At 70.9% G+C, this 13200-nt stretch carries 8 protein-coding genes and 5 pseudogenes; 6 read left to right on the forward strand and 7 right to left on the reverse strand.

The genetic code is table 11. The features are described 5' to 3' along the window. Positions 1-184 precede the first annotated feature (184 nt). On the forward strand, positions 185-1786 hold the full coding sequence (locus ABD794_RS08830) for an FtsX-like permease family protein (RefSeq protein WP_344962145.1): 1602 nt from the start codon (positions 185-187) through the stop codon (positions 1784-1786). Between the two features lie 157 nt (positions 1787-1943). Then, positions 1944-2549 (forward strand): Uma2 family endonuclease, encoded by a 606-nt coding sequence (locus tag ABD794_RS08835; RefSeq protein ID WP_344962147.1) that lies wholly within the window; start codon positions 1944-1946, stop codon positions 2547-2549. Between the two features lie 8 nt (positions 2550-2557). Here ABD794_RS08835 and ABD794_RS08840 read toward each other — a convergent pair. After that, positions 2558-3527 (reverse strand): annotated as a pseudogene (locus tag ABD794_RS08840) (hydrogen peroxide-inducible genes activator). Between the two features lie 219 nt (positions 3528-3746). Between ABD794_RS08840 and ABD794_RS08845 the strand changes: the two are divergent. Together ABD794_RS08845 and ABD794_RS08850 are read left to right on the forward strand one after the other, a co-directional pair. Then, a complete protein-coding gene (locus ABD794_RS08845) occupies positions 3747-4145 on the forward strand; it encodes a redoxin domain-containing protein (RefSeq protein WP_425585965.1) in 399 nt (132 codons plus the stop codon). A gap of 124 nt (positions 4146-4269) precedes the next feature. Beyond that, positions 4270-4805, forward strand: a pseudogene (locus tag ABD794_RS08850) (alkyl hydroperoxide reductase). A 76-nt stretch (positions 4806-4881) separates the two neighbouring features. Here the strand turns inward: ABD794_RS08850 and ABD794_RS08855 are convergent. From ABD794_RS08855 to ABD794_RS08880, 5 genes and pseudogenes are all read right to left on the reverse strand, one after another. Then, positions 4882-6188, reverse strand: a pseudogene (locus ABD794_RS08855) (AI-2E family transporter). A gap of 149 nt (positions 6189-6337) precedes the next feature. After that, positions 6338-7076 (reverse strand): annotated as a pseudogene (locus tag ABD794_RS08860) (aggregation-promoting factor C-terminal-like domain-containing protein). A gap of 423 nt (positions 7077-7499) precedes the next feature. Continuing rightward, a pseudogene (locus ABD794_RS18710) lies at positions 7500-8305 on the reverse strand (PhoH family protein). Next, entirely contained in the window at positions 8193-8831 is a 639-nt protein-coding gene (locus ABD794_RS08875) for a PIN domain-containing protein (RefSeq protein WP_344962153.1), read from the reverse strand. The pseudogene ABD794_RS18710 and the gene ABD794_RS08875 overlap by 113 nt, the downstream one beginning before the upstream one ends. A gap of 489 nt (positions 8832-9320) precedes the next feature. Then, positions 9321-10082, reverse strand: a complete 762-nt coding sequence (locus tag ABD794_RS08880; RefSeq protein WP_344962155.1) for an isoprenyl transferase — start codon at positions 10080-10082, stop codon at positions 9321-9323. A gap of 128 nt (positions 10083-10210) precedes the next feature. Here ABD794_RS08880 and mgrA point away from each other — a divergent pair, with 128 nt between their 5' ends. Next, the gene (gene mgrA / locus ABD794_RS08885; RefSeq protein WP_344962157.1) at positions 10211-11251 is read left to right on the forward strand and encodes an L-glyceraldehyde 3-phosphate reductase; all 1041 of its coding nucleotides are present in this window, start codon (positions 10211-10213) and stop codon (positions 11249-11251) included. 614 nt (positions 11252-11865) lie between these two features. On the opposite strand, the gene ABD794_RS08890 is transcribed toward mgrA, so the two are convergent. Then, positions 11866-12603, reverse strand: coding sequence for a prepilin peptidase (locus tag ABD794_RS08890; RefSeq protein ID WP_344962159.1), 738 nt, complete (start codon positions 12601-12603; stop codon positions 11866-11868). Between the two features lie 101 nt (positions 12604-12704). On the opposite strand from ABD794_RS08890, the gene ABD794_RS08895 reads away from it, so the two are divergent. Then, positions 12705-13082 (forward strand): DUF192 domain-containing protein, encoded by a 378-nt coding sequence (locus ABD794_RS08895; protein ID WP_344962161.1) that lies wholly within the window; start codon positions 12705-12707, stop codon positions 13080-13082. Positions 13083-13200 lie beyond the last annotated feature (118 nt).

The following is a 13200-nucleotide window of genomic DNA, read 5'->3' on the forward strand; positions in this document are numbered from 1 at the left end:
TCAGCGCATCGTGGACAGGTAGAGACGACACTCGTGCCTGAATGCACAGTAATCCGCAGATAGGACCGACTACGACTGTCCCTGCCTTCCGCGCTGCGAAGGCGTTGCGACTCATCGGGTATTTGAGCTCCGCTACCTCCTTCTTTCTTGGCACTTCGTCTTACTGTGTTTCTCTTCCCTCGGGATGATCCGCCGGATCGCGGCGGGCGAGGCGCTGGGCGGCTCGGCGATCGGTCTGGCGGTCGGCGCCGCGTTCTTCCTGCTGCTGCGGGAGAACGCGCGGGACGTGGCGATCCGCGGGACCAGCGTCTTCCCCTCGGACATCATCCCCTCCCCCGCCCTGATCGCCCTGATCCTCCTCGCCGTTCCCGCGTGCGCGGTCGTCGTGACGCTGTTCGCGCTGCGCGGCATCGCGATCGAGCCGCTGGGCGTGGTGCGCAACGCGGTGCCGCGCCGGCGCCGGCTGTGGTGGCGGCTGCTGGTCCCGGCCGTGGGTGCCGGGCTGCTGGTCACGGTGGACGGGCGGGGCTCCGCGATGCACGACGGCCCTTTCGCCACCTACCAGGTGGCTGCGGGCGCGGCCCTGCTGCTGGTCGGCGTCACGGCGCTGCTGCCCTGGCTGGTCGAGGTGTGCGTCGCCCGCTTCCGCGGCGGCCCGCTGTCCTGGCAACTGGCCGTACGGCGGCTCCAGTTGCACAGCGGTCCGGCGGCCCGTGCGGTCAGCGGCGTGGCCGTCGCGGTGGCGGGGGCCATCGCCGTGCAGATGCTGTTCGCCGGTGTGCGCGGCGACTTCGAGAAGGAGCCGGCGGACACGCCCTCGCACTCGCAGCTCCAGGCGTCGTACACGCTCAAGTCGGCGGCGGAGGTGCACCGTTACGCCGAGCAGGTGCGGGCCACGCCGGGCGTGCGGGCGGCGGTCGGCTATGCGGACCGCTACATCGAGAAGGAGGGGGAGGAGAACACGGTCAGCAGCGTCACCATCGCCGACTGCCCCAGCCTGCGCGAACTGGCCGACCTGGGCTCGTGCAAGGACGGGGACGTCTTCCTCGGCCGGTCCGACGAGGAGAACCACCAGAAGTCCTTCGTCCCCGGCACCCGGATCTCCGTGACCCCGTACGACGAGACGCGGCGCAAGGAGCGTACCTACCACTGGACCATCCCGTCCTCGGCGCGCACGGTGCGCACCCACGAGGACCCGGCGGGGGAGCACCACGACGGCGTCCTGGTCACCCCCTCGGTCCTCGACGCGAAGGCGATCCCGGACATCAGGGCGCGGCTGACCGTCAGGACCGCGCCCGGCGACCTGGACGCCATCGAGCGGGTCCGCAACACGCTGGCCCACATCGACCCGGCGGTGCGGGTGTGGCGGCTCGGCGGCGTGGAGAAGGACGAGAACTACGCCGTCATCGAACGCGGCCTGCTCATCGGCGCGGTGGGCACCCTGGCCCTCATCGGCACGACGATGCTCGTCGCCGCGCTGGAGCAACTGCGCGAGCGCAAGCGGCTGTTGGCCGTCCTGGTCGCCTACGGCACCCGGCGCCGCACGCTGGCCTGGTCGGTGTTCTGGCAGACCGCCGTCCCGGTGCTGCTGGGGATGACCGTCGCCGTGGCGGGCGGTCTGGCGCTGGGCTGGACCATCCTCCAGGTGGTGAGGTCCCGGGTGCTGGACTGGTGGGCGTTCTGGCCGATGGCCGGCGCGGGCGCCGGCGTGATCGTGGCCGTGACGCTGGCGAGCCTGCCGGCGCTGGTGAGGATGATGCGGCCGGAGGGGCTGCGGACGGAGTAGGGCGGTCATCGGCCCGGCCTTTATCACGTGAGCTGAGAAGGGCCGGGCCTTTGTGCGCGCCCGAACCCACGCATGGGTGAACACCCATGCGTACGGCAGGAAGGGCGCGGCCCGGCCTACGATGATGGTCTCGACAACCGGCCGTCAGGAGGCACCCATGTCCGCCGCAGCAGTCGAGCGCTCCTGCGATCACGGCGAGCCGACCTTGCTTGACGAGGCCGAGGAGCTTGCCGAAAGGATTCCCGGCTACCGCGTCGAGATCCTGGGGGGATCGATCGTTGTGACACCACCACCGGACCTGCGCCACGCGCGGGCCTTGACCGGCCTCACCCTCGCCTTCAGCTCCGCGGAGACCGAGGAGACACTCGTAGTTCAGGGCGTGGGGGTTTGGCTCCCGGACGGGCCTTTCGACCACGCCATCCCGGACCTCGCCATCGTCGACGCCGACGCCGAAAGACACCCTGTCGAGAAGACCTACTACGACCCGGCCGCCTTCCGGATGGTCCTCGAAGTCACCTCGACCAACTACCTCCAGGACATCAGGACCAAGGTCATCGCGTACGCGATCGCCAAGATCCCGGTCTACGTCATCGTCGACCGCAAGAAGCAATGCCTGCATGTGCTGACCGAGCCGTTCGCCAACGAGTTCAACAACCACCGCATTTACACCTCCGGCGACCGGGCCGTCTTGCCCACCTCGATCGGCGCGGAGATCGAACTCGACGTGGCCGACATCCTCAAGAGGGCGGGCCGGCGCAGCTGATCACGGCCTCAGCGCACGATCCGCACCGGCAGCCCGCCCAGCACCCCCCGCAGCGCCTCCGCCAGTTCCTCGAACTCCCCCTGCCGCGCCGCCCCCGAGCGCATCGCGAGGGCGATGCGGCGCGACGGCGCCGGGCCGGTGAAGCGGGCCGTGGACAGGCCCACGGCGCGGGTGGCCTCGACGTCCACGGCCGTGTCCGGCAGCAGGGTCACCCCCATTCCGCCGCCGACCAGTTGGACCAGGGTCGACAGTCCGGCGGCGCTCGTCGTCACCGGGCCGCCGGGGACGCGGCCCGCCTCGCGGCAGATGTCCAGGGCCTGGTCGCGCAGGCAGTGGCCCTCGTCCAGGAGCAGCAGGTCCAGATCGCGCAGCACCTCGCGCGGGAGGTCGGCGCGGCCCGCGAGGGTGTGACCGCGGGGGGTGACGAGGACAAAGTCCTCGTCGAACAGCGGGAGTTCGACGAGCCCGGGCGCCCCGGCCGGCACCGCGAGCAGCAGCAGGTCCAGCCGCCCCGAGGTGATCCCGTCCAGCAGGGAGAACGTCTGCTCCTCGTGCACCTGGAGGTCGAGGTCCGGATAGGAGTCGTGGGACGAGGCGGAGGACGGTGGGCAGGAGGTACGGCGCCACGGTGGGGATCACTCCGAGCCGCAGGACGCCGGTGAAGGGCGCCCGCGCCGCCTCCGCCTCCTCCATGAACGCGCCGACCGCGTCGAGCACCGTACGGGCGCGCACCGCGAGCCGTTCACCCGCGGGACTGAGCAGCACCTTCCGCGTCGTACGCTCGAAGAGCTGAATCCCCAGCGCCTCCTCCAGCGCGGCCACGGCCCCGGAGAGCGCGGGCTGGCTCATGGAGATCGCGGCGGCAGCGTCCCGGAAGTGCAGATGCTCGGCGACGGCCGCGAACGCCCTCAGCTGCGCCAGACTGGGCTGGCGGGGCCGGGGGGACGGTGACTTCAGGCCACCCGTGCGGCGGTCCATGGGCTCCGGTGCGGACCCCTCGGGGACTATGGACGGCTTCATCGATAAACACCACCAATCAACACCACTCAGTGTAGCTATTTCCGCTATCAATCCCTCCTGTGGCAGGCTGTTGCCAGTCCAACCCCCAGAAAGTCCACGAACAGGGACTTTCTTCGCTGCAAGGAGAGCGCGTGCTCACTGTCGGTGACAAGTTCCCCGAGTTCGACCTGACCGCCTGTGTGGACCTCGACGCGGACAAGGCCTTCGCGCAGATCGACCACAAGACCTACGAGGGGCAAGTGGAAGGTCGTCTTCTTCTGGCCGAAGGACTTCACCTTCGTCTGCCCGACCGAGATCGCCGCGTTCGGCAAGCTGAACGACGAGTTCGCCGACCGTGACGCCCAGATCCTCGGCGTCTCCGGCGACTCCGAGTTCGTGCACCACGCCTGGCGCAAGGGACCACAAGGACCTGCGCGACCTGCCTTCCCGATGCTGGCCGACGCCAAGCACGAGCTCATGCGCGCCTGCGGCGTCGAGGGTGAGGACGGCTACGCCCAGCGCGCCGTCTTCGTCGTGGACCCGAACAACGAGATCCAGTTCGTCATGGTGAACCGCCGGCTCCTCCGTCGGCCGTAACCCCAAGGAGGTCCTGCGGTCCTCGACGCCCTGCAGACCGACGAGCTGTGCCCTGCAACTGGAACAAGGGCGAGGACACCCTCGACGCGGTCAAGCTCCTCGCGGGCGAGTGAGCTGACTCACCATGGCGCTCGATGAACTGAAGTCCGCGATACCGGACTACGCCAAGGACCTGAAGCTCAACCTGGGCTCGTCATCGGCAACTCCGACCTGCCGCAGCAGACAGCTGTGGGGCACCGTCCTCTCCTGCGCGATCGCGACCCGCTCGCCGATCGTGCTGCGCGAGCTGGAGCCCGAGGCGAAGGCGAACCTCTCGCCCGAGGCGTACACCGCCGCCAAGGCGGCCCGCCGCGGTCATGGCGATGAACAACGTCTACTACCGCACCCGGCACCTGCTGTCGGACCCGGAGTACGGCACGATGCGCGCGGGTCTGCGGATGAACGTCATCGGCAACCCCGGGCGTGGAGAAGGTCGACTTCGAGCTGTGGTCCCTGGCCGTCTCGGCCATCAACGGCTGCGGCATGTGCCTCGACTCGCACGAGCAGGTGCTGCGCAAGGCCGGTGTGGACCGCGAGACGATCCAGGAAGCCTTCAAGATCGCCGCGGTGCTGCAGGCGGTCGGCGCGACCCTCGACGCCGAGGCCGTGCTCGCCGGCTGATCCGGCCACCCGCGTCACATACGACGGCGGCCCGCCGACCTCTCCAGGTCGGCGGGCCGCCGTCGTATGTCCGTGCTCAGACCTTCTCGCCCGGGACCTCGCCCCGGCCGTACGCCCGCAGGTACCCGACCACCGTGTTGGTGACCGCCACCAGCGGCACCGCGACGACCGCGCCGCCGATGCCCGCGACCAGCCCGCCCGCCGCGACCGACAGGACGACCGCCAGCGGGTGGACGCGCACCGCCCGGCCGAGGATGAACGCTGGAGCACGTGCCCCTCGATCTGCTGGACCGCGAGCACGACCACCAGCGCCATCGCGGCGGTGAAGGGACCCTGCGTCACCAGGGCGACCACCACGGCCAGCGCTCCGGAGATCACCGCGCCGACGAGCGGGATGAACGCGAAGAGGAAGATGAAGACGGCCAGCGGCACGGCCATCGGCACCTTGAGGAAGTAGAGCCCGACGCCGATGCAGATCGCGTCGATCAGCGCCACCAGCACCGTGCCGCGCACATAGGCGGTGAGGGTCGCCCACGCACGCGGACCCGCGCCCGCCACAGCCCTCGCGCGCCGCGCCGGGCACCAGCTTGAGCATCCCAGCGCCAGATCTTCGGCCCGTCGTAGAGCAGGAAGAGGGTGGTGACATCGCCAGCACGATGCCGGTCAGGGTCTCGATGATCACCTGGACGCCCTGTATGCCGGCCGAGGTGATCTCCTCGGTGTTGGACTTGAGGGCCTTGGTGAGGTTGTCCGTGATGTTGTTGATCTGATCCTGGGTGACGTGGAACGGGCTGGTGCGCAGCCAGTCCTTCAGGTTCGTGAGACCGGTCTGGAGCTGCTCCGACAGGTCCTCGGTGTTGTCCCATCACCTGCCACACCACGAACCAGCCGACCAGGCCCATCACCACGAAGCCCGAGATGAAGGTCATCGCCGTGGCCAGACCCCGGTGCACGCCCCGCCGTTTGAGCGCGGCGACCGTCGGCTGGAGCAGCGCCGTGATCAGCAGGCCCGCGACGAAGGCGAGCACCACCAGCTGCACCGCGCTGATGACGCGCATCAGCACCCACAGCGTTCCGGCAAGCACCAGCAGCCGCCAGCCGGCCTCGGCCGCGACCCGCACGCCCCCACGGGACGGCGGCGACCGGGTCGGGGCGCGGGGCACATGCGGGGTCACCGGCGCCGCGGGCGCGTCGGACGGCGGGTCCACCGGGGGTACGGGCTCCTGGGCGGGCTCGGCCGCGGCGTCCTCGCCGGGGGCCGGCCGCGCCCAGTCGGGCAGGGCCTCCTCCGCCTCGGCGCGCGCCTTGCGCTCCTCCAGCCGTCGGAGAGAGCCGCGTCAGGCCCGACCCCACGTTGTCGAGCCAATGTGGCAATCTGGACATTTCTCTTCCTCTACCCCCGCATGCCCCCGTGGTCATCCTCGATGAACCGTACCCGGGGTCGGACGTTCGAGGTCGAAAGGTTTCCTCGGGTAGGACGAAGAAAGCCCCCGACCGGTTGAGGTCGGGGGCTCTCCTGGAGCTCTAAGGGCTCAGTACCACTGGTTGGCCTGCCAGAACGACCAGGCGCCACATGGGGCTGTGTGGTACCGCTCGTTCATGTAGCTGAGCCCCCACTTGATCTGGGTGGCGGGGTTGGTGCGCCAGTCGGAGCCCGCGGACTCCATCTTCGTGCCCGGGCAGCGCCTGGACGAGACCGTAGGCACCGGAGGAGGCGTTGGTGGCCGTGTAGTCCCAGCTGCTCTCGTTGTTCACCGATGTTGCCTGAAGCACTGGAACACTGGTCGGCCGGCACGATCTTGCCGGGCCATGGCCTGGATCTCGCCGACGGAGTACGAACCCTTGACGGGGAAGTCGCCGTCGGCGCGGGCCGAACGGCTCGCGACCTCTTCCTTCTTCTCGCGCTCCGCCTCGGCCTTCTTCTTGGCCTCTTCCTCGGCTTCCTTCTTCTTCGCCTCCTCCCACCGCCTCCTTCTTGGCGGTGGCGTCCTCGGCGCGCCTGCTGGCGCGCGGCCTCCTCCGCCTCCTTCTTGGCGGCGGTCCGGGCCACACCGGTCTGGGTGTCCGCCTGCTGGGTCAGCGAAGCGGTCTGGACCTGGACGTTCTGCCCGGAGGGGATGTCCGCGAGGAGCGTCGTCTCGGCGGCGGTCGCCTCGACCCCGTGGTTCGTCTTGCCCTGTTCGTCGCCCTGGCGACGCCCACGACGGCGCCTACGGTGGTGACCGCGGTGGCGGAGGCCACGGCGAATCCCCGGACGGAGATCCGGCTCACACGCTTTCCTTCCAGCATCGCCCGCGCAAGGTGACCTCGCGGACGCGATCGCGCCCCTTGCGCTGGCCTCCGCTTGCTCCGGACCCGCGGAGCGGGACCGGGCGGTCACCGGAGGCACGGGCCCGGGCGGGGGCCTCCGGAAAGGAGGTCCGCACGATACGCGGGCGGCATACGGCGACGCTGTTGAGTTGGTGGTACCGCACGCCCTCTGGGGAGCAAGTGCCGTATGCGGGGGCCTGACAGGACCCAGACTCTGCCCGACGCGCACGCCCGTAGGCAATTCTCCGTTGCGTGGGAAAGGTCACATCCCGTTTACCCGACAGGATTTCCGGAAAATGCGGTGACGCACGAAGGCGCGCGGCTAAGCTCGCTCGACTTTGCCGCGCGCCACGCCGTTCCCGGCGCCCTTCCGTCGGCGCACCGTCAGATGCGGCCGTCCTCCAGCATCTCGGTCACCAGCGCCGCGATCGGCGAACGCTCCGAACGCGTCAGCGTCACATGGGAGAAGAGCGGATGCCCCTTCAACTTCTCCACGACGGCGACCACCCCGTCGTAGCGGCCGACCCGGAGGTTGTCGCGCTGCGCCACGTCATGGGTGAGCACCACCCGCGAGTTGGCGCCGATCCGGGACAAAACGGTGAGAAGAACGTTTCGTTCCAGCGACTGGGCCTCGTCGACGATCACGAACGCGTCGTGCAGCGACCGGCCCCGGATGTGGGTGAGCGGCAGGACCTCCAGCATCCCGCGCCCGACGACCTCGTCGATCACCTCCGCCGTCGTCACCGCCGAGAGGGTGTCGAAGACGGCCTGGGCCCACGGGCTCATCTTCTCTCCGCCTCGCTGCCCGGCAGGTATCCCCAACTCCTGCCCGCCCACGGCGTACAGCGGCCGGAACACACCATCACCTTGCGGTGCTGCTGGCGCTCCAGCACCGCCTCCAGCCCCGCGCACAGCGCCAGCGCCGACTTGCCCGTCCCCGCCCGGCCGCCCATCGAGACGATGCCGACCTCCGGGTCCAGCAGCAGGTCCAGCGCGATGCGCTGCTCGGCGCTGCGCCCGTGGATGCCGAACGCCTCCCGGTCGCCGCGCACCAGCCCGCCACCGAGCCGTCCGCCGTCACGCGGCCCAGCGCCTTGCCCCGGCCGGACTGCAGCACGAGGCCGGTGTGGGACGGGGAGTTCGGCCGCCTGCGGCACGTATGCCCGTTCGGCGGCGAAGAGTTCGTCCACCTGCTCCGGCGGTGACGGTCAGCTCCGCCATCCCGGTCCAGCCGGAGTCCGTGATGGCCAGCTCGGCCCGGTACTCCTCGGCGGCCAGACCCACCGACGACGCCTTGATGCGCAGCGGCAGGTCCTTGGAGACCACGGTGACGTCATAGCCCTCGGCCTGCAGATTGCGGGCGACCGCCAGGATGCGCGAGTCGTTGTCCCCCAGGCGGAAGCCGACGGGGAGTATGCCCGGGTCGGAGTGGTTCAGCTCGACCCGCAGGCTGCCGCCGAGCTCCCCGATGGGGAGGGGCGCGTCGAGCCGGCCGAACTGCACCCGGTACTCATCCAGCAGGCGCAGCGCCTTGCGGGCGAAGTAACCGAGCTCCGGGTGATGCCTCTTGGCCTCCAACTCCGTGACCACGACGACGGGCAGCACGACCTCGTGCTCCTCGAAGCGGCACATCGCGCCTGGATCCGCCAGCAGGACGCTGGTGTCGAGGACATAGGTGCGCCGGTCGTTCTCACGGCGCTTCTTGCTGGTCACCACGGGTGCACGAACCCCCTCGGGGAGAGGTGTGGACGCGACTGGGTCGCGGGGAAGTCCGGGGGGCAAGCCCTTCGGCGGCGTGCCGCGTTCGCGCACACGGCGGACCCCGGGGGCCGGGCCGCACTGCCCGGCCGACGCGGGCCTCGTCCATGGTGCAAAGGGCCTCCCGGGCGGACGGCCCCATGCCGTCCGCTGGCAGAGCGACGGTCATTGGGCCGACCGTCGGCCTGGAAGGGATATTCCCGCCGAAGCGCTTGACCATGCAACGGCATATGCGACGAGCAGGTGAACGATTGATCTCTGTGCGGCTCGTGGGCCGTGGCGGCCGCCACGGGCACCGGGCAATCGACCGGCGCACATGCGGGGCGCGGGCGGTGACGGTCCGTGCGGAGGAGCGGGCCCGGGCGCGTCGGCGGCGGGCGGTGCCGGCGGACATGCGCCGCATAACCACGCGCCGTCGGGCGGGCGTTCGGGCGGACCGCCCAGAAGTCAGAAGCCGTAACGGCGGTGGCGCGCCGCGTAGTCACGCAGTGCGCGCAGGAAGTCGACCTTGCGGAAGGCCGGCCAGAAGACCTCGCAGAAGTAGTACTCGGAATGCGCGCTCTGCCACAGCATGAAGCCGGACAGCCGCTGTTCGCCGCTGGTGCGGATGATCAGGTCCGGGTCGGGCTGGCCGCGCGTGTAGAGGTGCTTGGTGATGTGGTCGACGTCGACGCGCTCGGCCAGTTCCTCGAACGTCGAGCCGTCGTCGGCGGCTTCGAGGACGAGCGAGCGGACCGCGTCGGCGATCTCCTGCCGCCCGCCGTAGCCCACCGCGACGTTGACCAGTATTCCCTTGACGCCGAGGGTGTCCTGCTCGGCCTCCTTGAGCACGGACTGCGTCTCGGGCGGGAGCAGGTCGAGCTGGCCGACGTGGTGGACGCGCCAGCGGCCGTCCGCCGCGAGGCCGCGGACGGTGTTCTCGATGATGCCGAGGAGCGGCTTGAGCTCCTGGGCGGGCCGGTCGAGGTTGTCGGTGGAGAGCAGCCAGAGGGTGACGACCTCGACGTCGGTCTCCTCGCACCAGCCGAGCAGTTCGCTGATCTTGTCGGCGCCGGCCTGGTGCCCCTGCTCGGTGGTCCGGCCGTCGGCGCGGGCCCAGCGGCGGTTGCCGTCGAGGATGACACCGATGTGCTTGGGGACCTGGGCATGGTCGAGGCGGCCTTCCACCCGGCGTGCGTAGAGCCTGTACACCAGGTCGCGCAACTTCACGTTTCCAGCCCCTCCATGCCACTGCGGTGCTCCGCCACATCGCGGTCGCCCGAGGGCGCCACATTACTGCCAGCGTGTCGCGGGAACCCAACTCGGCCTGTCACCGGAGCGTGATAGTCAGTGGCCACATGACCGATTCGCGCTACCTCGCGGCCGAAACGCGCTACGACTCCATGGAGTACCGGCGCAGCGGCCGGAGCGGCCTCAAGCTTCCCGCCGTTTCCCTGGGACTCTGGCACAACTTCGGGGACGACCGCACCCTCGACTCCCAGCGCGCCATTCTGCGCCGCGCCTTCGACCTGGGCGTCACCCATTTCGATCTGGCCAACAACTACGGCCCGCCGCCCGGTTCCGCCGAGCTGAACTTCGGCAAGTTGTTCGCGCAGGACTTCCGGCCGTACCGCGACGAGCTGGTGCTCTCCACAAAGGCCGGATATCTCATGCACCCCGGGCCGTACGGGGAGTGGGGCTCGCGTAAGTACCTGCTCTCGTCGCTCGACGCGTCGCTGGCCCGCATGGGCGTCGAGTACGTGGACGTCTTCTACTCGCACCGCTTCGACCCCCACACGCCGCTGGAGGAGACGATGGGCGCCCTGGCGTCCGCCGTCCAGCAGGGCAAGGCGCTGTACGCCGGCGTCTCGTCCTACGGCGCCGAGCAGACCCGGGAGGCGGCCCGGCTGCTGCGCGCGATGGGCGTCCCGGCGCTGATCCACCAGCCCTCCTACTCGATGATCAACCGCTGGATCGAGGACGATGCGCTGCTCGACGCCCTGGAGGAGGAGGGCATGGGCTGCATCGCCTTCGCGCCCCTGGCGCAGGGGCTGCTCACGGACAAGTACCTGCACGGCGTCCCGGAGGGCTCGCGCGCCGCGCAGGGCAAGTCGCTGGACCCGGCGCTGCTCACGGAGGACGTCGTCCGCCGGCTGCGCGGGCTGAACGAGATCGCCGCCCGGCGCGGCCAGTCCCTCGCCCAGCTGGCCCTGACCTGGGTGCTGCGGGACGAGCGCATGACGTCCGCCCTGATCGGGGCGTCCGGCGTGGGCCAGCTGGAGGCCAACGTGGCCGCGCTGAACGGGCCGGAGCTCTCCAAGGAGGAGCTGGCCGAGATCGACTCCCTCGCCGTGAGCACGGAGGGGGTCAACATCTGGGCCCGGCGGGGCGACTCCTAGCCCGTTCCGGAACGGACCGGACGCGGACCGGTACGGACCAGGTACGGATCCGTACGGACCGAGGGCATACCTGCGCGATACCTGCGCGGAGTCGCACGGATTCCTACGGAGAGTGACATCGCCCCAAGAAAAACGGGCCGGTCCGTGGGGGGGATACGGACCGGCCCGAGGGGGGGTTTCCACCATAACCGGTCGGAGGGGGTACTTCATGCATCGACAGGGGTGACACGGCGCGGGATACTGACTCCCAAAGGGCTAGTTGATCTTGAAAACAGGCCCCCGGGCACCTTCCCGAACCCCCGCAAAACCGCTCCAGCGCTGGGCCTACGGTGTAGAACCGGCCATCCGGTCGCCGCCTCCGGAAACACCTCCGAGATTCGTCGAAAATGTTGCGCAAAGTCATCGCCGACTTGACGCCGGTACTGCTCCGTGACGTTTTCGTCGCTCACCGCGCCGTACGAACTGCACCGCTCCGATCCCATCCGGGCGGGTCCGGACGCATCCGGACGGGTCCGGCCCGATCCGGCCTGATCCGAACCGGTTGGCCTCCCCCAGGGACCCCGGGCCCCGGGGGATCGGGACCCCGCAGGACACCGTGCGGCCCCGGAGCGTCCTCACGGCCGTACGGCCCAGCCGCCCGCCAGCACCCCCAGCCAGGCCCCGGCCACCAGGAACGGGCCCAGCGCCATCGTGGCCCCCCGGCCCGCCCTGCGGGTCAGCATCAGCCACGCCCCGTACACCGAGGCCGGCAGCAGCCCGGCGAGGGCGCCGCATATCAGCGCCCCCCAGCCGTACCAGCCCAGGGCGCAGCCCAGGCCGGCCGCCAGCTTCACGTCGCCGAAGCCCATCCCGGCCGGGTGCGCCAGGAACAGCAGGAGGTACGCCCCGCCGAGCGCCGCGCCGCCCAGCAGGGCCCCCGGCCACGAGCCGGCCGCCCCCGGCAGCGTCGCCGCCACGCCCAGCAGGGCCGCCGTCCCGGCCGCGAGCGGCAGCGTCAGCACGTCCGGCAGTCGGCGCACCGCCCGGTCAACTCCCGCCAGGAGCACGCCCACCGGCACCGCCAGCAGCCACACCACCAGCTCCGGGCGCACCCCCACCGCGGCCGCGGTCGCCGCGCACGCCGCCGCCGTCGCGGCGGCCGGCCACAGCGCGCCCGGGCCGTACCTCCCCCCGCAGGCCGCGCACCGCGCGCGGCCCGCCCAGCCGCCGAGCGCGTGGCCGCACGGGGCCGACGCCCGCCACGCCTCCCCCGGCTCGACGGACAGCCGGTACAGGGCGTGCGGCACCAGCGTCCCGGCCAGGGCGCCGTACAGCCCGGCCGTCACGGCCGCCACGATCAACCACCAGTCCATGGGCCGAGGTTACGGATCCTCCGCCCGGCGCGCCGGGCCCTGTGGACAACCCGGCGACGGTGGATAACGTGGTCACCCTCGGATTTCCCGAAAGGCCCACCATGCCCGTATGGCACGACGGCCACTCCCAACTCGCGGTGTGCGGAGAGGAATCGGCCCGGGCCCCCGTCCCCGTCGAGATCGCCGCCTCGTACCGCGCCCGCACCCGGGGTCTCCTCGGGCGCGACGGGATCGACGGCGCCCTGCTGCTCACCCCGGCGAGCTCGGTGCACACCTTCGGGATGCGCTTCCCGATCGACGTCGCCTATCTGGACCGGGACTTGACCGTCCTCGCCGTGCGCACCATGGCCCCCCACCGGCTCGGCGCGCCGCGCCCGCGGGCCCGCCACGTCCTGGAGGCGGCTGCCGGGGCCATGGCGCGGTGGGGGCTGCGCAGGGGCGCAAGGCTCCGCATCGGGACGGAGCAGGGAGCGGAATAGGGGCTACCGGCCGGTCGCCCGCCGCGCCAGCAGCATCCATCCCCCCAGCCCCAGCAGCAGCGCCGTCCCGGTGCCGACGCCCGCGTACCCCAGGACACGCAGCCATCCTCCGCCGCCC

It is taken from the genome of Streptomyces thioluteus (genome assembly GCF_039535865.1).

Excerpts from the sequence above, each read along its gene's own strand:
- ABD794_RS08830 (WP_344962145.1), top strand. The coding sequence starts at position 185 with ATGATCCGCCGGATCGCGGCGGGCGAGGCGCTGGGCGGCTCGGCGATC.
- ABD794_RS08835 (WP_344962147.1), top strand. The coding sequence starts at position 1,944 with ATGTCCGCCGCAGCAGTCGAGCGCTCCTGCGATCACGGCGAGCCGACC.
- mgrA (WP_344962157.1), top strand. The coding sequence starts at position 10,211 with ATGACCGATTCGCGCTACCTCGCGGCCGAAACGCGCTACGACTCCATG.
- ABD794_RS08890 (WP_344962159.1), bottom strand. The coding sequence starts at position 12,603 with ATGGACTGGTGGTTGATCGTGGCGGCCGTGACGGCCGGGCTGTACGGC.
- ABD794_RS08895 (WP_344962161.1), top strand. The coding sequence starts at position 12,705 with ATGCCCGTATGGCACGACGGCCACTCCCAACTCGCGGTGTGCGGAGAG.